The 22,001-nt window shown below is 71.5% G+C and carries 19 protein-coding genes (1 of these 19 running past the window's edge); 6 read left to right on the forward strand and 13 right to left on the reverse strand.

The window, feature by feature from the left end:
- The 3 genes from CP980_RS08870 to thyX form a co-directional block, all read right to left on the reverse strand.
- On the reverse strand, window positions 1-689 hold the 5' portion of the coding sequence (locus tag CP980_RS08870; RefSeq protein ID WP_150527926.1) for a ribonuclease J. The gene continues 997 nt to the left of window position 1, outside the view; the window shows 689 of its 1,686 coding nt (coding positions 1-689); the start codon lies at window positions 687-689; the stop codon falls past the left edge of the window.
- Between the two features lie 120 nt (window positions 690-809).
- The gene (gene dapA / locus CP980_RS08875) at window positions 810-1,709 is read right to left on the reverse strand and encodes a 4-hydroxy-tetrahydrodipicolinate synthase (RefSeq protein ID WP_132757178.1); all 900 of its coding nucleotides are present in this window, start codon (window positions 1,707-1,709) and stop codon (window positions 810-812) included.
- Between the two features lie 248 nt (window positions 1,710-1,957).
- The gene (gene thyX, locus CP980_RS08880) at window positions 1,958-2,698 is read right to left on the reverse strand and encodes an FAD-dependent thymidylate synthase (RefSeq protein ID WP_099889190.1); all 741 of its coding nucleotides are present in this window, start codon (window positions 2,696-2,698) and stop codon (window positions 1,958-1,960) included.
- Window positions 2,699-2,945: 247 nt separating this feature from the next.
- Here thyX and CP980_RS08885 point away from each other — a divergent pair, with 247 nt between their 5' ends.
- Together CP980_RS08885 and CP980_RS08890 are read left to right on the forward strand one after the other, a co-directional pair.
- The gene (locus CP980_RS08885; protein ID WP_053786194.1) at window positions 2,946-3,185 is read left to right on the forward strand and encodes a hypothetical protein; all 240 of its coding nucleotides are present in this window, start codon (window positions 2,946-2,948) and stop codon (window positions 3,183-3,185) included.
- Window positions 3,186-3,232: 47 nt separating this feature from the next.
- Window positions 3,233-3,799 carry a PH domain-containing protein gene (locus CP980_RS08890; RefSeq protein ID WP_132757176.1) on the forward strand — a complete coding sequence of 189 codons (567 nt, stop codon included), beginning with the start codon at window positions 3,233-3,235 and terminating at the stop codon, window positions 3,797-3,799.
- Between the two features lie 108 nt (window positions 3,800-3,907).
- Here the strand turns inward: CP980_RS08890 and CP980_RS08895 are convergent, their stop codons facing one another.
- From CP980_RS08895 to eccD, 6 genes are all read right to left on the reverse strand, one after another.
- Window positions 3,908-4,360 (reverse strand): hypothetical protein, encoded by a 453-nt coding sequence (locus tag CP980_RS08895; protein WP_132757174.1) that lies wholly within the window; start codon window positions 4,358-4,360, stop codon window positions 3,908-3,910.
- A gap of 19 nt (window positions 4,361-4,379) precedes the next feature.
- Window positions 4,380-5,135 (reverse strand): 4-hydroxy-tetrahydrodipicolinate reductase, encoded by a 756-nt coding sequence (gene dapB, locus CP980_RS08900; RefSeq protein WP_123512270.1) that lies wholly within the window; start codon window positions 5,133-5,135, stop codon window positions 4,380-4,382.
- Between the two features lie 75 nt (window positions 5,136-5,210).
- Window positions 5,211-6,590, reverse strand: a complete 1,380-nt coding sequence (locus CP980_RS08905; RefSeq protein ID WP_150527927.1) for a M16 family metallopeptidase — start codon at window positions 6,588-6,590, stop codon at window positions 5,211-5,213.
- Window positions 6,587-8,809, reverse strand: a complete 2,223-nt coding sequence (locus CP980_RS08910; RefSeq protein WP_030161432.1) for a polyribonucleotide nucleotidyltransferase — start codon at window positions 8,807-8,809, stop codon at window positions 6,587-6,589. Before CP980_RS08910 ends, CP980_RS08905 begins: the two co-directional genes overlap by 4 nt.
- 311 nt (window positions 8,810-9,120) lie before the next feature.
- Window positions 9,121-9,408, reverse strand: a complete 288-nt coding sequence (gene rpsO, locus CP980_RS08915; protein ID WP_030161433.1) for a 30S ribosomal protein S15 — start codon at window positions 9,406-9,408, stop codon at window positions 9,121-9,123.
- Window positions 9,409-9,580: 172 nt separating this feature from the next.
- Entirely contained in the window at window positions 9,581-11,098 is a 1,518-nt protein-coding gene (gene eccD, locus CP980_RS08920) for a type VII secretion integral membrane protein EccD (RefSeq protein WP_099889196.1), read from the reverse strand.
- Window positions 11,099-11,317: 219 nt separating this feature from the next.
- On the opposite strand from eccD, the gene eccCa reads away from it, so the two are divergent.
- Both eccCa and CP980_RS08930 read left to right on the forward strand, forming a co-directional pair.
- Window positions 11,318-15,283 (forward strand): type VII secretion protein EccCa, encoded by a 3,966-nt coding sequence (eccCa, locus tag CP980_RS08925; RefSeq protein ID WP_150527928.1) that lies wholly within the window; start codon window positions 11,318-11,320, stop codon window positions 15,281-15,283.
- Window positions 15,284-15,439: 156 nt separating this feature from the next.
- Window positions 15,440-15,685 (forward strand): DUF397 domain-containing protein, encoded by a 246-nt coding sequence (locus CP980_RS08930; RefSeq protein WP_030161442.1) that lies wholly within the window; start codon window positions 15,440-15,442, stop codon window positions 15,683-15,685.
- A gap of 69 nt (window positions 15,686-15,754) precedes the next feature.
- Here CP980_RS08930 and CP980_RS08935 read toward each other — a convergent pair whose 3' ends face one another.
- The 4 genes from CP980_RS08935 to eccB all read right to left on the reverse strand — a co-directional run bounded on the left by CP980_RS08935 (window position 15,755) and on the right by eccB (window position 19,512).
- A complete protein-coding gene (locus tag CP980_RS08935; protein ID WP_030859747.1) occupies window positions 15,755-16,063 on the reverse strand; it encodes a WXG100 family type VII secretion target in 309 nt (102 codons plus the stop codon).
- A gap of 63 nt (window positions 16,064-16,126) precedes the next feature.
- Window positions 16,127-16,462: a WXG100 family type VII secretion target gene (locus CP980_RS08940; RefSeq protein ID WP_054220986.1), complete on the reverse strand. Its 336-nt coding sequence runs from the start codon at window positions 16,460-16,462 to the stop codon at window positions 16,127-16,129.
- A gap of 213 nt (window positions 16,463-16,675) precedes the next feature.
- Complete coding sequence (gene mycP / locus CP980_RS08945; protein ID WP_150527929.1) at window positions 16,676-17,917, reverse strand: type VII secretion-associated serine protease mycosin; 1,242 nt, start codon at window positions 17,915-17,917, stop codon at window positions 16,676-16,678.
- A gap of 11 nt (window positions 17,918-17,928) precedes the next feature.
- Entirely contained in the window at window positions 17,929-19,512 is a 1,584-nt protein-coding gene (eccB, locus tag CP980_RS08950) for a type VII secretion protein EccB (RefSeq protein ID WP_150527930.1), read from the reverse strand.
- Between the two features lie 305 nt (window positions 19,513-19,817).
- Here eccB and eccE point away from each other — a divergent pair, with 305 nt between their 5' ends.
- Both eccE and CP980_RS08960 read left to right on the forward strand, forming a co-directional pair.
- A complete protein-coding gene (eccE, locus tag CP980_RS08955) occupies window positions 19,818-21,092 on the forward strand; it encodes a type VII secretion protein EccE (protein WP_165937287.1) in 1,275 nt (424 codons plus the stop codon).
- Complete coding sequence (locus CP980_RS08960) at window positions 21,089-21,787, forward strand: hypothetical protein (protein WP_099889201.1); 699 nt, start codon at window positions 21,089-21,091, stop codon at window positions 21,785-21,787. Before eccE ends, CP980_RS08960 begins: the two co-directional genes overlap by 4 nt.
- Window positions 21,788-22,001: the final 214 nt, after the last annotated feature.

A 22,001-nucleotide genomic window follows, 5' to 3' on the forward strand; every position in this document is an offset into this window, starting at 1 on the left:
GCGAAGACTCCGCGGATGGCGTTGGAGATGTCGCGCTCCGGCGGGACGAAGCCCGGGACCTCGGCGTTCGTCGAGTCCGAGAGGAGGAGGTCGATGCCCTCTTCGCTCAGACGCGCGAAGGCGTGCAGGTCCGTGAGGCGGTTGTCCAGCGGCAGCTGGTCCATCTTGAAGTCGCCGGTGGCGACGACCAGGCCCGCACCCGTGCGGATGGCGACCGCGAGGGCGTCCGGGATGGAGTGGTTGACCGCGATGAACTCGCAGTCGAAGGGGCCGAGGTTCTCGCGCTCGCCTTCCTTCACCTCAAGGGTGTAGGGGCGGATGCGGTGCTCCTGGAGCTTGGCCTCGATGAGGGCCAGCGTCAGCTTGGAGCCGATCAGCGGGATGTCCGGCTTCTCCCGGAGGAGGTAGGGGACGGCGCCGATGTGGTCCTCGTGGCCGTGCGTGAGGACGATGCCCTCGACGTCGTCGAGCCGGTCCCGGATGGACGAGAAGTCCGGCAGGATCAGGTCGATGCCCGGCTGCTCCTCCTCGGGGAAGAGGACACCGCAGTCGACGATCAGCAGGCGGCCGTCGAACTCGAAGACGGTCATGTTGCGGCCGATCTCGCCGAGACCGCCCAGGGGGGTGACCCGGAGGCCGCCCTTCGGCAGCTTCGGCGGCGGGCCGAGTTCAGGGTGCGGATGGCTCAAAAGTATCTCCTCACCACACACGCCACGTACCTCGTCGTAAGGCACGTGGCGCGCATGTCATTCGTGCACTTGCATTCGTCTGTTGTGTTCGTCGTGCTTATTCAGTTGTGAAGTCTGTTGTCAGAGCTGTACCCCGCCGGCGGCGAGATCGAGCTTGAGCTGGGCCGTCTCTTCGGCCGTCAGGTCGACGAGCGGGAGGCGGAGCGGGCCCGCGGGCAGGCCCTGGAGGTTCAGTGCGCCCTTGGTGGTGATCACACCCTGCGTACGGAACATGCCGGTGAAGACCGGCAGCAGCTTCTGGTGGATCTCGGTGGCCTTCTGGACGTCGCCGCCCAGGTGGGCTTCGAGCATCGCGCGGAGCTCGGGGCTGACCACGTGGCCGACCACGGAGACGAACCCGACCGCGCCGACGGACAGCAGCGGCAGGTTCAGCATGTCGTCGCCGGAGTACCAGGCGAGTCCGCTCTGGGCGATGGCCCAGCTGGCGCGGCCGAGGTCGCCCTTGGCGTCCTTGTTGGCCACGATCCGGGGGTGCTCGGCGAGCCGCACCAGGGTGTCGGTGTCGATCGGGACGCCGCTGCGGCCGGGGATGTCGTAGAGCATCACCGGGAGCTCGGTGGCGTCCGCGATCGCCGTGAAGTGCCGGTAGAGGCCTTCCTGCGGCGGCTTGCTGTAGTACGGGGTCACCGCGAGCAGGCCGTGGGCGCCGGTGCGCTCGGCCTGGCGGGCGAGCTCCAGGGTGTGGCGGGTGTCGTTGGTGCCGATGCCGGCGACGACGTGAGCCCGGTCGCCGACGGCTTCCAGGACGGCTCGTACGAGGTCGTTTTTCTCCGCGTCGGTGGTGGTCGGGGACTCGCCGGTGGTCCCGTTGATGATCAGGCCGTCGTTGCCTGCGTCCACCAGGTGGACGGCGAGCCGCTGCGCGCCGTCGAGGTCGAGTGCGCCATCCGCCGTGAACGGCGTGATCATGGCGGTGAGGACCCGCCCGAAGGGGGTCTGCGGAGTCGAGATCGGAGCCATGGGTAACACGCTACTCGCTGCCATGCTCGCGTTGTCCCCTCGGGGGACGTCAAGAGGGTGTGGCTCACGGCACGGGCCGGGAAGGTTGTTGGATCCCGGCACTGCCTGCTCGGGGGTTCAAGCAGTGCCGGGTCCGTTTGATCAGCCTAGATGAACTTTACGAAACGTGGCAATACGGACACTTCGGACTTGACTCCGTACATCTGTACGCCACGGGCTCACCCGTCCCCATCGGGCCGTACCGGCCCTTAAGGGGCGACCCGGCCGTTGGCGTTGTAGGCGGCGTACGTGAGCGGCATGAGCGAGGCCCAGTGCCGCTCCATCTTCTCGCCGACCATCTCGATCTCCCGCTGCGGGAAGGACGGCGTGGTCGCCAGCTCGTGCTGCGTGCGCAGGCCGAGGAAGTGCATGAGCGAGCGCGCGTTGCAGGTGGCGTACATCGAGGAGAAAAGTCCGACCGGCAGGACCGAACGGGCAACCTCGCGGGCCACGCCCGCCGCCAGCATCTCCTGGTAGGCCTCGTAGGCCTGCCGGTACGAGTCCTCCATGACCCGGCCCGTCAGTTCCTGCTGGGCCGCGGTGCCCTCGACGAAGACGTACTTGCCCGGGCGGCCCTCCTGGACCAGCTTGCGCTCGGCGTCCGGGACGTAGAAGACCGGCTCCAGCTCCCTGTAGCGGCCCGATTCCTCGTTGTACGACCACCCGACGCGGTGCCGCATGAACTCGCGGAACACGAAGATCGGGGCGCTGATGAAGAAGGTCATCGAGTTGTGCTCGAACGGGCTGCCGTGGCGGTCGCGCATCAGGTAGTTGATGAGGCCCTTGGAGCGCTCCGGGTCCTTCTGGAGCTCTTCGAGGGACTGCTCGCCGGCCGTGGAGACACGGGCGGCCCACAGCACGTCGGAGTCGGCGGCGGAGTGCTTCACCAGCTCCACCGTCACATCACTGCGGAAGCTGGGTTTCAGGTCTGAAGCGGCGTTCTCGCTCACCGGGGGGTCCTTCCGAACGATCTCTTGGGGCGCGCCCACTCTACGGCGCGGTCCGCGTCCGCCCGTGCAGCTCTCCCACCCCCACGTGCGGCGGATCCGTCACCCCTTCAGCTGATGCCCAGCCATAAAATTTGGTTAATGTCCCGAATTCAGGCACCGATTGGGCGGTTCGTACGTCTTTCCCAGTACACGACATACGCATCCGACACCGCCGCCCCCGGGCCCTGACCGTGAGGAGAGTCGCTCTATGTTTCGCCGGAGCGAGCCCGTCCCGTTCGCCTTCGTCGCCGAGGCCGACCGCTTCCGCAGCAATGTCACTCCGCCGCCGCGCGAGCGCCTGGGCGCGGCCCAGATGGCCGCCCGTAGTCTGGTCGGGCTGACCGTGGTGGCCGGGCTCGTCGGCTCCCTGCTCTTCGGCATGCCGGCGCTCCAGCCCCACCAGGCGCCCGCCAAGTCGCAGCAGTCGGAGGCCTCCGAGGGGCGGTAGCCTCACGGTCTAGCCCAACCGAACGTGCATGTGAGTGAGGTACAGCCGTGCCCCTGCCCTTCTTGACGGCCGACCGCGCGTTGGACGCGCACGAAGACGGTGACGGCGATGAGGTCCTCGCCCACGCCGACCCCGACCGCTGGCGCCGGCCGTACCGGCCCGGGCCCTGGCGGGTGGGCGGCGCCGCCCTGCTGCTCCTGCTGGCCGCGTTCATGCTGTTCGCCACGATGATCATCGCCTTCGCGGGTACCTGGGCCGGCGCCCTCGTCTGCCTGGCCGCCGCGCTCTGCGTGATCGGGTCGGCGCTGCGGATCCTCATGACGGGCGTCTGGGTGAGCCCGTCGGGGCTGCGCCGGGTGTCCTTCCTCCGGACCCGCTCGATCGCCTGGGACGAGATCACCGAGGTCCGTACGGTCCAGCAGCCGGTGCGCTGGCTGGGGCTGCCGCGGACCGTGCAGGGCCAGGCCCTGACGGCGGCCGGGCGCGGCGGCGCGGAGCTGCCGGTGCTGCTGACCGACCACAACGCCGATTTCCTGTCGCGGACCGAGGCCTTCGACCGGGCCGCCGACACGGTGGAGGCCTGGGCCGAGGAGTACCGGGCCGTGCCCGCCTGACGCCGGCGCCCGAAGCCCTGGAAGCCCGTACGGGATCCGCTCACGCGGCCCGTACGGGCTTCCGGGCTTTACGGGCTCCACGGGCCGTGCGGGCCCGGACTCAGGCGGCTAGGCCGTGCGGCGCGGGCCGCCGTGCAGGGCGATGGCCCGCTGCATGGCCTTGCGGGCCCTCGGGGTGTCGCGCGCGTCGTGGTAGGCCACTGCGAGTCGGAACCAGCTGCGCCAGTCCCCCGGCGCGTCCTCCGTCTCGGCCTTGCGGCGTGCGAAGACCTCGTCGGCGGAGTCGCGCAGGATCCGGCCGTACTGGTCCCGCTCCAGCTCGTCGACGGGGAGTCCGCCCTCGGCCTCCAGCTCGGTCGCGAGCTGGTTGGCCCGCGTCACGAACTGCGTGTTCTTCCAGAGGAACCAGACGCCGATGACCGGCAGGATCAGCACCGCGGCACCGAAGACCACGGTCAGTGCGGTGCCCTGCCGGATCAGCATCAGTCCCCGGCTGCCGACCAGGACGAAGTAGACGACCAGGACGGCGGCCGTGAGGAAGTAAGTGATCTTCGCGCGCATGGGTACTACTGCCTGCTCATCAGCCGAGGTCGAGGAAGTTTTCCAGGCCGAACGTGAGGCCCGGGTGCTGCACGACGCGCCGCGCGCCGAGCAGGATGCCCGGCATGAAGCTGCTGTGGTGCAGGGAGTCGTGACGGATGGTCAGGGTCTCGCCCTCGCCGCCGAGGAGCACCTCCTGGTGGGCCAGGAGGCCGCGCAGGCGGATGGCGTGCACCGGGACCCCGTCGACGTCCGCGCCGCGCGCCCCGTCGAGTGCGGTGGCGGTGGCGTCGGGCTGCGGGGCGCAGCCGGCCTCGGCGCGGGCGGCCGCGATGAGCTGGGCCGTGCGGGTGGCGGTGCCGGAGGGGGCGTCGACCTTGTTCGGGTGGTGGAGTTCGACGACCTCGACCGACTCGAAGTAGCGGGCGGCCTGGGCGGCGAACTTCATCGTGAGGACGGCGCCGATGGAGAAGTTCGGGGCGATGAGCACGCCGGTCTGAGGGGAGGCGGCCAGCCAGGTGTCGAGCTGGGCGAGGCGCTCCTCGTTCCAGCCGGTGGTGCCGACGACCGCGTGGATGCCGTGGCCGATGAGGAAGTCGAGGTTCCCCATGACCGACGCGGGGGTGGTCAGCTCGACCGCGACCTGGGCGCCGGCCTCGGCCAGCGTCTCCAGCTTGTCGCCGCGGCCGAGGGCGGCCACCAGCTCCATGTCCTCGGCGGCCTCGACGGCCTTGACCGCTTCGGAGCCGATGCGCCCCTGGGCGCCGAGTACGGCCACCCGCAGCTTGCTGCTCATGCTTCTTCGCTTCCTGTCGTACGGGCCGGGCACCGGCCGGCGGCGGCCTGTGCCCGGCCCCGGGGTGTCAGGGTCTCAGGCCACCGCTTCGCCGAGGCGGGCGGCCTGCTTCTCCTTCAGCGGTCCGATCACCGCGAGCGACGGCCGCTGGGCCAGTACGTCGGCGGCGACGGCGCGCACGTCGTCCGGGGTGACGGACGCGATCTTGGCCAGCATCTCGTCGACGGACATCTGGTCGCCCCAGCAGAGCTCGCTCTTGCCGATGCGGTTCATGATCGCGCCGGTGTCCTCCAGGCCGAGGACGGTGGAGCCGGACAGCTGGCCGATGGCCCGCTTGATCTCCTCGTCGGTGAGCCCCTCGGAGACGACCTTGTCGAGCTCGCCTCGGCAGATCCGCAGTACGTCGTGGACCTGGTTGGGGCGGCAGCCCGCGTACACGCCGAAGAGCCCGGTGTCGGCGAAGCCCGAGGTGTACGAGTACACGCTGTAGGCCAGGCCGCGCTTCTCCCGGACCTCCTGGAAGAGGCGGGAGGACATGCCTCCGCCGAGGGCGGTGTTCAGCACGCCGAGCGCCCAGCGGCGCTCGTCGGTGCGGGCGAGGCCCGGCATGCCGAGGACCACGTGCGCCTGCTCGGTCTTGCGGTCGATCAGCTCGACGCGGCCGGAGGTGCGGATGCGCTTGGTGCCGGTGCGCGGGCCGATCGGCTCGGCGTCGGTGTTCCGCAGGGCGCCGGCCTTCTCGAAGGCCGCGCGGACCTGGCGTACGACCTTGTTGTGGTCGACGTTGCCCGCCGCGGCCACGACCAGGTGGCGGGGGTCGTAGTGCTTCTTGTAGAAGCGGCGGATCCGGTCGGCGCCGAGGGCGTTGATCGTGTCGACGGTGCCGAGGACCGGGCGGCCGAGGGGGGTGTCCCCGTACATGGTCTGCGCGAACAGGTCGTGCACGCAGTCGCCCGGGTCGTCCTCGGTCATCGCGATCTCTTCGAGGATGACCCCGCGCTCGGCGTCGACGTCCTCCTCGCGGATCAGCGAGCCGGTGAGCATGTCGCAGACGACGTCGATCGCCAGCGGCAGGTCGGTGTCGAGCACCCGCGCGTAGTAGCAGGTGTACTCCTTCGCCGTGAAGGCGTTCATCTCGCCGCCGACCGCGTCGATCGCGGAGGAGATGTCGAGGGCGCTGCGCTTGTCGGTGCCCTTGAAGAGGAGGTGCTCCAGGTAGTGCGTGGCACCGTTGAGCGTGGGCGTCTCGTCACGGGAGCCCACGTGCGCCCAGATGCCGAAGGTGGCGGAGCGGACCGAGGGCAGCGTCTCGGTGACGATGCGCAGTCCGCCGGGGAGGACCGTGCGCCGGACGGTGCCGATGCCGTTCTCGCCCTTGAGGAGGGTTTGGGTACGGGCGACGGCCCGCCCCTCCGAAGAGGGGCGGGCCGTCACACGGGAACTACGCGACGTCACTTGTCGGAGTCGTCCTTGTCAGCGTCGTCACCGGCGGCCTCGCCGTCGATCACGGGGATCAGGGAGAGCTTGCCGCGCTGGTCGATCTCGGCGATCTCCACCTGCACCTTGGTGCCGACCGCGAGCACGTCCTCGACGTTCTCCACGCGCTTGCCACCGGCGAGCTTGCGGATCTGCGAGATGTGCAGCAGGCCGTCCTTGCCCGGGAGCAGGGAGACGAAGGCACCGAAGGTGGTGGTCTTGACGACCGTACCCAGGTAGCGCTCGCCGACCTCCGGCATGGTCGGGTTGGCGATGCCGTTGATCGTGGCGCGGGCGGCCTCGGCGGCCGGGCCGTCGGCGGCACCGATGTAGATGGTGCCGTCGTCCTCGATCGTGATCTCGGCGCCGGTGTCCTCCTGGATCTGGTTGATCATCTTGCCCTTGGGGCCGATGACCTCACCGATCTTGTCCACCGGGATCTTGACGGTGATGATCCGCGGGGCGTTCGGGGACATCTCGTCCGGCGTGTCGATCGCTTCCATCATCACGTCGAGGATGTGGAGGCGGGCGTCGCGGGCCTGCTTGAGGGCCGCGGCCAGGACGGAGGCCGGGATGCCGTCCAGCTTGGTGTCCAGCTGGAGGGCGGTCACGAACTCCTTGGTGCCGGCGACCTTGAAGTCCATGTCGCCGAAGGCGTCCTCCGCACCGAGGATGTCGGTGAGGGCGACGTAGTGCGTCTTGCCGTCGATCTCCTGGGAGATCAGGCCCATGGCGATACCGGCGACGGGGGCCTTGAGGGGCACACCGGCGTTCAGCAGCGACATGGTGGAGGCGCAGACCGAGCCCATGGACGTCGAACCGTTGGAGCCGAGGGCCTCGGACACCTGGCGGATCGCGTACGGGAACTCCTCGCGGGTCGGCAGGACCGGCACGATGGCGCGCTCGGCGAGCGCGCCGTGGCCGATCTCGCGGCGCTTGGGCGAGCCCACGCGGCCGGTCTCACCGACGGAGTACGGCGGGAAGTTGTAGTTGTGCATGTAGCGCTTGCGGGTCACCGGGGAGAGGGTGTCCAGCTGCTGCTCCATGCGGAGCATGTTGAGGGTGGTGACGCCCAGGATCTGGGTCTCGCCACGCTCGAACAGCGCCGAGCCGTGCACGCGCGGGATGGCCTCGACCTCGGCGGCGAGGGTACGGATGTCCGTGATCCCGCGGCCGTCGATGCGGACCTTGTCCTTGATGACGCGCTCGCGCACCAGGGCCTTGGTCAGGCTGCGGTAGGCGGCGGAGATCTCCTTCTCGCGGCCCTCGAAGGCCGGGAGGAGCTTCTCGGCGGCGATGTCCTTGACGCGGTCGAGCTCGGCCTCGCGGTCCTGCTTGCCCGCGATGGTCAGCGCCTGGGCGAGGTCGCCCTTGACGGCGGCCGCGAGGGCCTCGTACACGTCGTCCTGGTAGTCCAGGAAGACCGGGAACTCGCCCTCGGGCTTGGCGGCCTTGGCCGCCAGGTCCGCCTGGGCCTTGCAGAGGGCCTTGATGAAGGGCTTCGAGGCGTCGAGGCCGGCGGCCACGATCTCCTCGGTCGGCGCCTCGGCGCCGCCCTTGACCAGGGCGATGGTCTTCTCGGTGGCCTCGGCCTCGACCATCATGATCGCGACGTCGCCGTCCTCCAGGACGCGGCCCGCGACGACCATGTCGAAGACGGCGTCCTCGAGCTCGGTGTGCGTCGGGAAGGCCACCCACTGGCCGCGGATCAGCGCGACGCGGACGCCGCCGATCGGGCCGGAGAAGGGCAGGCCGGCCAGCTGCGTGGACGCGGACGCGGCGTTGATCGCGATGACGTCGTACAGGTGGTCCGGGTTGAGCGCCATGACGGTGGCGACGACCTGGATCTCGTTGCGCAGGCCCTTCTTGAAGGACGGGCGCAGCGGGCGGTCGATCAGGCGGCAGGTGAGGATCGCGTCCTCGGAGGGGCGGCCCTCACGGCGGAAGAAGGATCCGGGGATCTTGCCGGCCGCGTACTGGCGCTCCTCGACGTCCACCGTCAGGGGGAAGAAGTCGAGCTGGTCCTTGGGCTTCTTCGACGCGGTGGTGGCGGAAAGCACCATCGTGTCGTCGTCCAGGTAGGCAACGGCGGAGCCGGCGGCCTGGCGGGCCAGACGGCCCGTCTCGAAGCGGATGGTGCGGGTGCCGAAGGAACCGTTGTCAATGACGGCCTCGGCGTAGTGGGTCTCGTTCTCCACTAGCGTTTTCTCCATTTTCGTCGTCTCCGTCCGCTGCCCGTGTGGCTGCGGACGGTGCGGAGAAGCGCTCCTTGCGTGCGGGCCGGTCTTCGATCGAAGTACCCGGTTCGGTGCCCGTGGGGCTTTCCGGGTACCACTACCGAGGACCGGCGGCCTGGGAGGGCGCTCCTCCTCTTCAGTTGTGCACCTCGTGCGCGTGCACGTTGCGTCCAGACTACAAAGCGTCCGGTACGTCCCGCACGCAGAGCGGGTGCACGTACAGCAAAGGGAGCGGCCCCCGAGGTGTGGGAACCGCTCCCTTCACAGCGTCTTTACTTGACGCCGGCCGCACCGCGGCGGATGCCGAGGCGCTCGACCAGCGTACGGAAGCGCTGGATGTCCTTCTTGGCCAGGTACTGCAGCAGGCGGCGACGCTGGCCGACCAGGATCAGCAGACCACGACGGGAGTGGTGGTCGTGCTTGTGGGTCTTGAGGTGCTCGGTCAGGTCCGTGATGCGCTTGGACAGCATGGCGACCTGGACCTCGGGGGAGCCGGTGTCGCCCTCCTTGGCACCAAACTCGGCGATGATCTGCTTCTTCGTAGCGGCGTCGAGCGACACGCGTACTCCTCGTATAGGTCTTCGTGGCCACCGAGTGCCCCAGGTCGAATTCTCTGGGGATCTTCCGTTACTCGGGAGGCGGGGTCCGCTGAGCGCAGCTTCCAGAGGATTCCGGAGGCGCGTACACAAACGGCCGTCACACAGCGTACCAGGCTGCCGCCCGGCCCCCGTCTCAGCTGGTGAGGGAGCGGGCCCTGGCGTACACGTCCAGCACGGCGAGGGCCAGCGGGACAAGACTGAGCAGTACTGCCGCCTCGGTGAGGTCGAGCAGCCGTCCCCAGAAGGGTGACAGGCCCTTGCGGGGGATGACAAGCGCAATTCCCGCGAGGAGGGCCGCGCCGGCGGCGACGGCCGCGGAGAGCCAGATCGTACGGAGGTCGAGTCCGCCGCGGTCGTGGTACTGGACGAGCTCGCGGACCAGGTCGGCCGGCGGGTGCAGGGCCAGGCCCAGGATCAGCAGGGCGACGGCGGCCAGGCCGGCGACCAGGGTGCACACCACCTGGGAGGTGTAGCGGAAGAGCCGGGCGCGCAGCAGCATGGCCAGCCCGGTGGCGAGCGCCAGCAGCCGGCCCCAGGTGTTGTCGGAGAAGCCGAGGACGGCGGCGGAGCCGACGGCGACCGCGGCGCAGCCGCCGACCAGGCCGAGCAGCATCTCGTGGCCGCGGCGGGCCTGGGCGGCGATGGCCTCGGCGTCGAGGGGGGCGCCCGGGTCGTGCTGCTCCGCGCCGGAGGGGTCGGCGTACGCCTCGGTCTCGTAGCGGTCGGGGGTCCCGGCGTGGTCGACGTACTCGTCGGTCGCGCTCTGCGGGGCGGCGTAGCCGATGGGCAGCCGGGCGAAGCGGGCGGACAGGCCCGGCAGGAAGGCGACGAGGCCGATGGCGACGGGGGCGCAGACGGCGGCGGTCGCGGTGGCGGAGGCGTCGGCGACGATGGCGAGGAAGGTGGCCAGGGTGCCGGTGGCGGCGAGGAAGGTGGCCGCGACGAAGGGCGCGTCGCCGTTGGGGGTGAGCGCGACCAAGGCGACGGAGGCGACGAGGACGCAGGCGCAGCCGAGGAGGAACTGGAGCTTGCCGGGTCCCTGGCCGGCCGCGGCGGCGACGATGCCGGAGCCGGCGATCAGCAGGAGGGGGAGGGCGCCGAGGCCGAGGGCGACGGCGGAGCCGCGGTCGCGGTAGACCCGGGCGCGCACGCCGGCGGCGGCGGTCAGGAGCACGCCCGCGGCGCCGGCGACGATGCCGGGCAGGCCGTGCATGTCGTGGCGGACCGGGTCGGCGTACCAGAGGACGAAGCCGAGCAGGACGAGCAGCAGGGCGGCGCCGATCAGGCCCGCGCCGCGCAGCATGTCGTCGCTCCAGCGGTGGCGGTCGCGGACGACGGCGGAGGCGACGGCGTCGGAGACGTCGTCGAAGACGGCGGGCGGCAGCGAGTCGGCAAAGGGGCGCAGGCTCAGCACCTCGCCGTCGAGGACCTGCTGGGCGGCGAGCGTGCGGGCGCCGTCGAGGACGGTGCCGTCGCGGCGGACCAGATGGAAGCCGGTGGGGGCGCCGACGGGCTGGGTCTGGCCGGTCAGGCGCAGCAGTTCGGGATAGACGTCGGCGACGGCGATGTCCTCGGGGAGGGCGACGTCGATGCGGCTGTCGGGAGCCACGACGGTGACCCTGCAGAAGCCCGTCGTTGCGGCCGTACTCACCTGTGTGACCCCCCTGGTTGGCGAAGCGGGTGCATGCACCGCCGCCTTCGGATGCGCCGTGGATTCGCGGATGCGCATGCTGCGCGGGCCACCCTACCGGGCGTATGAGTGACTGTCGGCAAGTAGGATCACCGTCGCGCAGGGGAGACCCCCTTCGCGCCCGGGACTTGGGGGCGCCGGTTGCGACGTCCCGTCCGTTTTCGAGGGATTGATGCTCCGGTGAGTCAGATCGTCGTCAAACGCCCGCCGCGGTCCTTGCCGCCCGAAGTCCCTTCGGACGAGCTGAGGCTGGAGGCTCCGCCGGAGCTTCCGCGCGGGCAGCAGGAGGGCATGCTGATGCAGCTCCTGCCGATGCTCGGCATGGGCTCGTCGGTCGTCTTCTTCTTCATGCCGGGTGCGGCGCCCTTCATGCGCATCATGGGTGTGCTGATGCTGGTGTCCACGGTGGGCATGGTCGTGGCCCAGCTGGTGCGCCATCGGCGCGGTACGCAGGGGCAAATGGCCGATGTCCGGCGGGACTACCTGAAATACCTCGCGCAGACCCGGCGTCAGGTCCGCAGGACCGCGCGGGCGCAGCGCGACGCGCAGCTGTACCTGCACCCGGCGCCGGAGCAGCTGTGGTCGGTGGTGGCCGAGGGTTCGCGGCTGTGGGAGCGGCGCGTCGGCGACGAGGACTTCGGCCAGGCCCGGCTCGGGCTGGGCGCGCAGCGCCTGGCGACGCCGCTGGTGGCGCCGGACACGGCGCCGGTGGACGAGCTGGAGCCGCTGACGGCGGGCGCGATGCAGCGCTTCCTGAAGGTGCACTCCTCGCTGGACGGGCTGCCGGTTGCGGTGTCGCTGCGGGCGTTCTACCACGTGACGGTGTCCGGGGAGCCTGAGGCGGCGCGCGGGGCGGCGCGGGCGCTGGTGGCGCAGCTGGCGACGCTGCACTCCCCCGAGGACCTGGTGGTGGCCGTGGTGGCGGCGCCCGGTGCGGTGCCGTCCTGGGACTGGACGAAGTGGCTGCCGCACACGCAGGTGCCGGGGCAGGTCGACGGGGCCGGTACGAAGCGGCTGTTCAGCGATGACCTGACCGAGCTGGAGGGGCTGCTGGCGCCCCGGCTGGAGGGTCGGCCGCGGTTCAGCCGGGAGGTGTCCCCGGTCCTGGACCAGCCGCACCTGGTCGTCGTACTGGACGCCAACTCGCGCGGCGGCCTGGTGCCGCCGGACTCGGCGTTCGCGGCGGCCGAGGGGCTGCAGGGCGTGACCATCGTCGAGGTGGTCGCGGGCGAGCTGGACGAGCCGCGCGGCGGTCTGTCGGTCGTGGTGCGGCCGGGCCGGCTGCGGCTGGAGTCGGGGGCGGGGATCGCGTACGAGGGCGTACCGGACACCCTGTCGCTGCCGGCGGCGGAGGCCCTGGCCCGCCAGCTGGCGCCGCTGCGCACGGGCGGCGGGGACGACGACGAACCGCTGCTGGCGAACCTGGACTTCACGGACCTGCTGAACCTGGGCGACGCGGCCTCGATCGACGTGGCGCGCACCTGGCGGCCGCGCTCGGCCGGTGAGCGGCTGCGCGTGCCGATCGGTGTGGGCGAGGACGGCGCGCCGGTGATGCTGGACCTGAAGGAGGCGGCGCAGGAGGGCATGGGGCCGCACGGCCTGTGCGTGGGCGCGACCGGTTCCGGAAAGTCGGAGCTGCTGCGCACCCTGGTGCTGGGCCTGGCGGTCACGCACACCTCGGAGACGCTGAACTTCGTCCTCGCGGACTTCAAGGGCGGTGCGACCTTCACGGGCATGGGGCAGATGCCGCACGTGGCCGCGGTCATCACCAACCTGGCGGACGACCTCACGCTCGTGGACCGCATGGGCGACTCGATCCGCGGTGAGCTGCAGCGCCGGCAGGAGCTGCTGCGCTCGGCGGGCAACTACGCGAACATCCACGACTACGAGAAGGCGCGCGCGGCGGGTGCCCCGCTGGAGCCGCTGGCCTCGCTGGTGCTGGTCATCGACGAGTTCAGCGAGCTGCTGACCGCGAAGCCCGACTTCATCGACATGTTCATCCAGATCGGCCGCATCGGCCGTTCGCTGGGCGTGCACCTGCTGCTGGCCTCGCAGCGCCTGGAGGAGGGCAAGCTGCGCGGGCTGGACACGTACCTGTCGTACCGGATCGGTCTGCGGACCTTCTCGGCGGCGGAGTCGCGGACCGCGATCGGCGTGCCGGACGCCTACCACCTGCCCTCGGTGCCGGGTTCGGGCTACCTGAAGTTCGGTACCGACGAGATGACGCGCTTCAAGGCGGCGTACGTCTCGGGCACCTACCGCTCGGGCGGGCCGGACCTGTCGGTCGGGCTGTTCCCGGTGGAGCGGCGGCCCGCGCTGTTCACGGCGGTGCCGGTGCCGGTCGTGTACGCGGCCCCGGACCCGGCGTACCTGGCGGCGCAGGCGCAGCGGGAGGACGACGCGCTCGCGGACACGGTGCTCGACGTGATCGTGGGCCGGCTGGAGGGGCAGGGGGTGCCGGCGCACCAGGTGTGGCTGCCGCCGCTCGACCAGGCCCCGCCGCTGGACCAGCTGCTGCCGGCGCTGGCGCCTTCGGCGGAGCGCGGGCTGCACGCGGAGGGGTACACGCGGCCCGGCGGGCTCGTCGTCCCGCTCGGCCTCATCGACAAGCCGTTCGAGCAGCGGCGCGAGGTGCTCTACCGGGACTTCTCGGGCGCGGCGGGCCACATGATGGTGGTGGGCGGTCCGCAGTCGGGCAAGTCCACGCTGATGCGGACGCTGATCTCCTCGTTCGCGCTGACGCACACCCCGCGCGAAGTGCAGTTCTACGGGCTGGACTTCGGCGGCGGCAGCATGTCGTCGATCGCCGAGCTGCCGCACGTGGGCGGGATCGCCTCGCGCCTGGACCCGGAGCGGGTGCGGCGTACGGTCGCGGAGGTGGGGGGCATCCTCAACCGCCGCGAGGAGTTCTTCCGCGCGAACAACATCGACTCGATCGGTACGTACCGGCGCCGGCGCGCGGCGGGCGAGCTGCCCGGCGAACCGTGGGGCGACGTGTTCCTCGTCATCGACGGCTGGGGCGGCTTCCGTACCGAGTACGAGGGCCTGGAGCCGGTGGTCACGGACATCGCCTCGCGGGGTCTGGGCTACGGCATCCACGTGGTGATCACCGCGGCGCGGTACATGGAGGTGCGTGCCGCCCTCAAGGACCAGATGCTCAACCGGCTGGAGCTGCGGCTCGGCGACGTCATGGACTCCGAGTTCGACCGCAAGGTCGCGGCGAACGTCCCGACGGGGATGCCGGGGCGCGGTCAGGTCGCGGAGAAGCTGCACTTCCTGGGCGCGCTGCCGCGGATCGACGGCGCGCACGACCCGGAGGAGCTGTCGGAGGCCACGGCCGCCTTCGTGTCGGCGGTCAAGCAGAACTGGGCGGGGGCCGCGGCTCCCGGCGTACGGCTGCTGCCGCGGCTGCTGCACGCGGAGCAGCTGCCCCGGGGCGGGGACCAGCCCGGCCGCGGGCTGGCGATCGGCATCGACGAGACGGACCTGGAGCCGGTCTTCGTCGACTTCGAGAGCGACCCGTTCTTCCTGGTGTTCGGCGAGAGCGAATCCGGCAAGACGAACCTGCTGCGGCTCATCTGCAAGCAGATCGCCGAGCGGTACACCCCGGACCAGGCCCGCCTCGTCGTCGGCGACTACCGGCGCAGCCTGCTCGGGGCGCTGCCGGAGGAGCACCTGCTGGAGTACGCGCCGATGGCGAGCTCGCTGCAGACGCACATGGAGGCGCTGGGCGGGGTCTTCTCCCGGCGCCAGCCGCCGTCGGACGTCACTCCGCAGCAGCTGCGCGACCGCAGCTGGTGGACGGGACCGGACGTGTTCATCGTGATCGACGACTACGACCTGGTGGCGACCAGCCAGGGCAATCCGCTGGCCCCGCTGGTGGAGTACCTGCCGTTCGCCCGGGACACGGGGGTGCGCTTCATCATCGCGCGCAACTCGGCGGGTGCCTCGCGTTCGATGTACGAGCCGTTCATGCAGCGCTTCAAGGAGCTCGGCGCGCAGGGCGTGGTCCTGTCGGGCGACCCGTCCGAGGGGGACCTGATCGGCAACGTGCGTCCCCGGCCGATGCCCCCGGGCCGCGCGTACTTCTCCTCGCGCAAGCGCGGTACCTCCCTGGTCCAGCTGGGCCGGCTGCCGGAGATGTAAGGGAGCGCGCGGAGCGCGGAAGCGGAAGCGGGGCCCGGCCGACCGGGCCCCGCTTCCGCGTGATCGGCGGGAAACGCTCCCCCGGCGGCGGGCGGAGCACCGATAATCGGGTGGGAAGACCGCGGGAGCACCGCACCGCCGAGGGAAAGGCCGCACATGGGCACTCAGCAGGAGAAGGACGAGCTGTACGCGCTCGACATCAGCGGCGTGGAGTGGGAGGGCCCTCCGGGCTCCAGCCCCGACGAGGAGCGGGTCGAGATCGCGCGGCTGCCCGAGGGCGCGGTGGCCATGCGGTCCTCGCTCGACCGGGACACCGTCCTGCGCTACACGGCGGCCGAGTGGGAGGCCTTCGTACTGGGCGCCAGGGACGGGGAGTTCGACCTCGACCGCGGCCCGCGCTGAGTCCCGTACACGGCGAAGAGGGGCGCGCCCGGCCCGGGCGCGCCCCTCTTCGCATGTGGCCGGCCGGGCTCAGTAGGCCTCGGTGAACAGGCGCGAGGCCTTCACGTCGGTGGCCCGGTAGTCGCCCTTGCCCTGCTCGATGAGCTTGGCGACCTGCTCCAGCTGCTTGTGCATGTGGTCGGCCTTGCCCTTGTACTTCCCCTGGAGGGTGACGTACGCCTGGTGCGCCTCACCGTCCCAGGTGTCCGTGACGACCTTCAGGGCCTGGTCCATCTCCTCCAGGTCCGTCATGATCTTCTTCGAGACGACGCGGATGCGGTTCGCCATCTCCTGGACGCTCTCATACCGGACCCGGGTGTGCCCGCTGTCGCCGGACATGTTGTTCTCCTTCGCGCTGAGTTGAGTGGGAGCGACGTGCCGCCGCGAGACCTGGGCGGCAGGTCAGATGCTGTTGAGCCCCGAGCCGCCCTGGCCGGCGCCGGCCTGCACCGTCTTGAACGCCGCGCGCACGTCGTCGTCCTGCGCGTTGCTGAGGTTCTTGGTCTGCGCGACCGCGTTGTGCAGCACGCCGAGCAGACGACGGATCTCGTCGTGGTCCTCATTGACGACCGTCTGGGCGGAGACGAAGCCCGAGGCACCCACACCGGTCCAGCCGGCGCTCACGGTGGCCAGGATGTCGGCCAGCTCGCGGGACTGGGTGGTGACGGCACGGGCCGTCGTCTCGATCTTGTTCTTCGCCTGGACGATCGGATCGTCTGCGAGTCCGAAATTGCTCATCCGAAGCTCCTCACTTCTCAATTCGCCGGCAGAACCGGCGGATTGCGCAGCGGAAGGGAGGTTCCGGGCGCGGATCTGAGCCACGCGCCGCCGGAAATCCCCTCCGCCTCACGCGATCCCCCGATCACATTCGTGAAGCCTGGTGTCACTCTAGCCAGTTCATCTGACAGCCCCAACACCGGTGGGCCGCCACCGTTGATGAACTGTGACGGTTCACTGCAAACGGCCGCGGCGCCGGCGGGCGTCGCGCACCACCGTCGCCGTGCCCGCGATGACCGCGATCAGCACGCCCGCGACGCCCAGAGCGTACGTGCCGAACCGCTCCTCGCGCTCCTGCGCCGTCTCGCTCGTCCGCAGCGCCGCCGCCTCGGGCGCGGCCGCCGGGGGCGGTCCGGGGTCCGGGACGGGCGCCTTGGGGGCCTCGTGGTCCTGGGTGACCGCGCGGACCGGGTCGACGACACCCCAGCCGACGTAGTCGTCACGGCCGTTGACCGAGCGCTCGGCGGTGCCCTGGATCTGCCAGATGATCTGCTGCGGGGTCCAGTCCTCGTGCGCGGCGCGCAGCAGGGCGGCCACTCCGGCGACATACGGCGCCGAGAAGCTCGTCCCGTTGTCGATGCACTGGCCGAAGCCGGGGACGGTGGAGACCATGTCCACGCCGGGCGCGGCGACCCCGATGAAGTCGCCGGGCTGGGAGAACGCGGCCCGCTCGTTGTTGCGGTCCGAGGAAGCCACGGCGAGGACGCCGGGGAAGGCCGCCGGGTACGTCTTGCGCTTCTCGCCGGTCATGCCGTCGTTGCCCGCCGAGGCCACGACCACCACCTTGGCGTCGACGGCCCGCTGGACGGCCTTGGCCAGTTCGGAGTCGGCGGTCAGGGGGACGTCGGTGTCCTGGGAGATGTTGATGACCTGCGCACCCTTGGACACCGCGTGGTCGATCGCCTGGCCGAGGGAGAGGGCGTTGCCCTTGCCCTGCCCGTCGTTCTGCCGGACGGGGATGATCACGGCTTCGGGGGCGAGGCCCACGAAGCCGGTGCCCTCCTGCGGCCGGGCCGCGATCAGCCCGGCGACCTTGGTGCCGTGGCCGACCGTGTCGGTGGTGCCATCGCCCTTGGGGTCGATGAAGTCCTTCCCGGCGCCCACGTCGATGGCCCCGCTGAGCTGCGGGTTCGCCCGGTCGACGCCGGTGTCGATGACCGCGACGCGGACGGGCTTGCCGTTCTTGTCCTTGCCCTTGGTACGCGCCCAGAGCGCGTCGAGCAGCAGCCGCTGCAGGGCCCAGGGGCGGTCGGCGATCTGCTTCTTCATGGGGAAGGTGCACTCGCCGGCGCCCGCGAGGCGCAGGGGGGCCGGTGCGGGGGCGGGCGCGGCGGAGGCCGCGGCCGTACCGGAAAGGGCGACCGCGGCGAGCGCGGCGCTGACGAGCGCGGCGCGCGCGTACGAGGGCGTGTGCATCGGCGGCTTCCTCACGAACCCTGGGGCTGACGGGCCGAGTTGGTGTCCAGGCGCGGCCCCTTCGACAGGAACTCCGACCACGCGATGGGCACCAGGGCCGGGGTGACGCTCCCGTAGCCGAGCCGGATCTGCGCCTGGCTCGCCTCGGGGCGCCCGTCCGCGGCGGCCTGGCCGTTCTGCTGGTCGGGGGCGCCGATCTTCGACTTCTCGGCGTCGCTGTCCCCGTTGGCCTGCACCGCGTACCGCAGGCCCGTGTCGGTGACCAGGAACAGGGCGCCGCCGGCCGTGGTCTGCCGGCCCTGGACCTGCGTGTAGAGCAGTCCCGAGCCGGGCGTGACGTACGCGCTCGTACCGCTGGCGGTGATGTCGATGGGGAATCCGGTGCCGGCCCAGGTGCTCAGCGTCTGGCCGCCCTGCCCGTCGACCGAGCGCAGCACGTTGCACACGGTGTCGCGGGCGCCGCCGCCCTGGGCGCCGGCGTCCGCGGCGGCCGTCGTGTTGATCCGGTCCGCCTTCTTCTGCGGCCACTTGGCCTCGCCCTTGAAGGCCGTGGCGTCCGGGTTGAGGGACTGGAGGTCGACCTCGTGGGGCTTGCCGTGCATGTTGAGGCCGTCGGTCGCGGGCGCCGAAATCAGCAGCCACGCCACGAAGTCGGAGACCGGGGCCACCTTCCCGGGCAGTACGACGTAGTGCTGCGCACCGGAGCCGGTCTGCGCCATCAGCACCATGCCGACCTTGTTGTCGGCGGTGGTCAGGCCCTGGACGTCGGCCTTCGTGCCCGCCGGGACCGGCAGCTGCGGGAAGGCCAGGTCCTCCCCGGTGTTGAGGGTGGCCAGCCAGGACTCGGTGACCTGCTGCGGGGTGGCGCCGCTGTTGCCGACCAGCGCGTTGGTCATCTTGCCCGCGTCCGGGCCGCCTTCGGGGAACTTGTACTTGGTTCCCGAGGCGTCGATCAGGTAGCGCTCCTTGGCGCCGCCCGTGCTCTGCACGTACAGCATCTGCGTGTCGGTGAGCTTGCGGGCGTCGTCCATCAGCCCCGCCTCGCGGTCGGCGAGGACGAACGTCGCGGTCTGCACGGTCTTGCCGTTGCCGCCCGGCGCCTGGCAGACGGCCCACCGCTTGGCCTTGCCCGCGTCCTGCGGGGCCGGCAGCCGGTCGGGCGCGTACGGGATGCCGATGATGGGCCCGCGCGGGGGCTTGCCGGCGTCCAAGACCTTGTCGTCGATCTGGATGACCTTGAACTTCTGCGGATCCAGCAGGAGCCGGGCGGAGGCGAGGTTGAGCACCGGGTGCAGCCGGGTCTGGTCCTTGCCGTTCACCTTCGTCGTCAGCACCACGTACCGGGTCGTCGACTGCTTGCCGACGATGACCTTCGTGCCGGGCTCGTCCCAGCCCTTGGGGGCCTGCGGCTTGAACATCCCCCAGGCACCGAACGCGGCGAGCACGAGCGCCCCCGCCACCAGACCGGGCAGGACCGCGCGCAGCGGCCGCGGCGCGCCTTCCTCGGAGCCCGTGGCGGAAGGCTGGAGGAACGCGGCCACCGTGCGCCGCTTCGCAAAGGTGTACGCGTTGAGTTCATCACGTCGTGATGCCATGACCGCCTGCTTCTCCCCGCACGGCCCGGTCGGTGGTTACGGTCCCCGGGCCTCGATTGTCGGACCGGGCACCTACTATGCCTCTTGACGGAGGGCGGGTTCGGGCCGGGTAGGGTGAGGCCGCCGCTTCCTGCCTTCCGGACCGCGTGAATCCAGGGGTCGTCGGGACATCAGGGCTTGTTGGGGTGGATTGGGGAGATTCCGGGGTCATGCGGCGGGCAGCGTCCGGCTCCGGCACTCACGGGGTACGGCCCTGGGGGTACCTCCCAGCGGTAGCTGGGGGAGAAAGGGGAGGTGGGCGCGTGATGGCCACCGCGACGCAGCCGCAGACGGGTGCGCCCGCATCCGCACGCGGCGGGGTGACGCCGAATCCGAAGTCGAGCCCGGGCCGTTTCGGCCCGTTCCGATTGCAACAACTCGTACTGCTCCAGATCGCCGTGGCCGTCCTGCTGGTGGCCTGGGTCGTGGAGCCGATGCTGCTGGTGCCCGCCGGTGTCCTGGCGCTCGCCCTGGTGGTGCTCGCCGTCGTACGCCGCCACCAGCGCTCCCTGCCCGAGTGGCTCGGCAGCGCCCTCGAACTGCGCTCGCGCCGCCGCCGGGCCGCGTCGTTCACGGTGCCCGCGGGTACCGAGCCGGGCCTGGCACCGCTCGTCGAAGCCGATCCGGCACTGCGCACCCTCACGTTCAGCGACCGCGACCGCCGGCCCGTCGGGATGGTCGGCGACGGGACCTTCCTGACCGCCGTCGTCCAGGTGGACATGGACGCCACCGCGCTGCGGCCCGACCGCGGTGCGCGGCCCCTGCCTCTGGGCCTCGTACGGGACATCCTCGAAGTCGACGGCATCCGGCTGGAGTCGGCGCAGCTGGTGCAGCACACGCAGCCGGCGCCCGCCCCGCACCTGCCGGCCCAGTCGATGGCCACCCGCAACTACGCGCCGCTCCAGGCCGCCACGGGCACCCCGGCGGTGCGGCTGACCTGGATCGCGCTCAAGCTGGACCCGGAGCTGTGCCCCGAGGCCGTCACCGCGCGCGGCGGCGGGCTCGCGGGGGCGCAGCGCTGTGTGGTGCGGGCGGCCGACCAGTTGGCGAGCCGGCTGACCGGGGCCGGGTTCCGGGCCACCGTGCTCACCGAGCAGGAGCTGACGGGCGCCCTGGCGACGTCCTCGTGCGCGAACCCGATGGCGATCACGCAGGCGGGGCGCTCGGCGAGCACCGGCCGGCGGACGGAGGAGACGGCACGGATCTGGCGCTGCGACGACCGGCGGCACACCACGTACTGGATAGCCCGCTGGCCGCAGCTCGGCGGCTCCGGGGCGGCGTCGCTGCCGCAGTTCGTGGCGCTGCTGACCTCGCTGCCGGCGCTGGCGACGAACTTCAGCCTGACGATGGCCCCGGCGGAACGCCAGGGCGTGACGCTGACGGGCCACGTACGGGTCACCGGGCGCAGCGACGAGGAACTCGTCGCGGCCCGCCGGGAGCTGGAACGGACGGCGCGCGGCGTGCGCACCGGCCTGGTCCGGCTCGACCGTGAACAGGTGCCGGGGCTGCTGGCCTCGCTGCCGCTGGGAGGGGCGCGATGAGGGGCGGCTTCGGTCTGATCGGCCCGCGGCGGGAACGGCACGTGGTCCCGGCGGTGGACCTGGACGCGCTGGCGCTGCCCGTCGGGGACGACGGGGTGGTCATCGGCGTGGACGCGGAGGGGCGTCCGGCGGTGCTCGGCATCAACCGGCCGACCCCGTACGAGGTGACGCTGATCGGCGGCTTGTGGACGGCGCAGGTGCTCGCGCTGCGCGCGGCCGCCACGGGCGCGCGGGTGGCGGTGGAGACCGGTCGCGGGCAGGTGTGGTCGGGGCTGGCCCAGGCGGCGGGCGGCGGGCAGCAGTGCGTGACGCTGCACGAGGTCGGCCGGGTGCCCCCGCAGGGCGCGTCCGCGGGCAGTCCGGTGCTGGTGATCCGGGACTGCGGGATGCGGCCGCCGCGCGGGCGCGTGGTGGCGGGGCCGTGGCAGTCGGTGCTGACCCTGCTGCCGTACCTGAGCCCGACGGCGCCGCGGCTGCTCCAGAACTCCTCGCTGGTGGGCGTCCAGCGGGTCTCCCCCGACGAGGCCGAGCAGCTCGGCCGGCTGATGAACCTGCCGCGGGCGGCGGTGGATTCGCTGCCGACGCTGGGCGACGGGGTCACCCTGTGGTGCACCGCGCGGGACCGCCAGTTCGTGATGACCCAGGGCACGGAGGCCGAGACCGGCCTCCTGGGCCCCTCCCGCCGTATCGACTGAGCGGCATCCGGCCCCGCCGGCCGGACCCGGTGACGGTTGCTCAGGAGGCGGCCACCCTGTAGGCAGGACGGGAAGGACGACGCCACCGGTCCGGCCCGCGGGGCACGGCTGCGCGGCCCGTCCCACGGGGGCGGGCACCGGTGTCTGCCCACGCGATTAGGCTGAGCGTGGGCGCGGCGTCGAGGTGGGCGCCGGACCAGTGTTCGACAGACCA

Source organism: Streptomyces vinaceus (assembly GCF_008704935.1).
GTDB classification, from domain to species: Bacteria; Actinomycetota; Actinomycetes; order Streptomycetales; family Streptomycetaceae; genus Streptomyces; species Streptomyces vinaceus.

Bases quoted from the DNA above. Each gene is read 5' to 3' on its own strand.
- CP980_RS08895 (WP_132757174.1), bottom strand. From the start codon at position 4,360: ATGCGCGCGAAGATCACTTACTTCCTCACGGCCGCCGTCCTGGTCGTC.
- CP980_RS08960 (WP_099889201.1), top strand. From the start codon at position 21,089: ATGAGGGGCGGCTTCGGTCTGATCGGCCCGCGGCGGGAACGGCACGTG.
- CP980_RS08935 (WP_030859747.1), bottom strand. From the start codon at position 16,063: ATGTCCGGCGACAGCGGGCACACCCGGGTCCGGTATGAGAGCGTCCAG.
- CP980_RS08930 (WP_030161442.1), top strand. From the start codon at position 15,440: ATGGGCACTCAGCAGGAGAAGGACGAGCTGTACGCGCTCGACATCAGC.
- CP980_RS08885 (WP_053786194.1), top strand. From the start codon at position 2,946: ATGTTTCGCCGGAGCGAGCCCGTCCCGTTCGCCTTCGTCGCCGAGGCC.
- eccB (WP_150527930.1), bottom strand. From the start codon at position 19,512: ATGGCATCACGACGTGATGAACTCAACGCGTACACCTTTGCGAAGCGG.
- dapA (WP_132757178.1), bottom strand. From the start codon at position 1,709: ATGGCTCCGATCTCGACTCCGCAGACCCCCTTCGGGCGGGTCCTCACC.
- CP980_RS08940 (WP_054220986.1), bottom strand. From the start codon at position 16,462: ATGAGCAATTTCGGACTCGCAGACGATCCGATCGTCCAGGCGAAGAAC.
- eccE (WP_165937287.1), top strand. From the start codon at position 19,818: ATGGCCACCGCGACGCAGCCGCAGACGGGTGCGCCCGCATCCGCACGC.
- mycP (WP_150527929.1), bottom strand. From the start codon at position 17,917: ATGCACACGCCCTCGTACGCGCGCGCCGCGCTCGTCAGCGCCGCGCTC.
- dapB (WP_123512270.1), bottom strand. From the start codon at position 5,135: ATGAGCAGCAAGCTGCGGGTGGCCGTACTCGGCGCCCAGGGGCGCATC.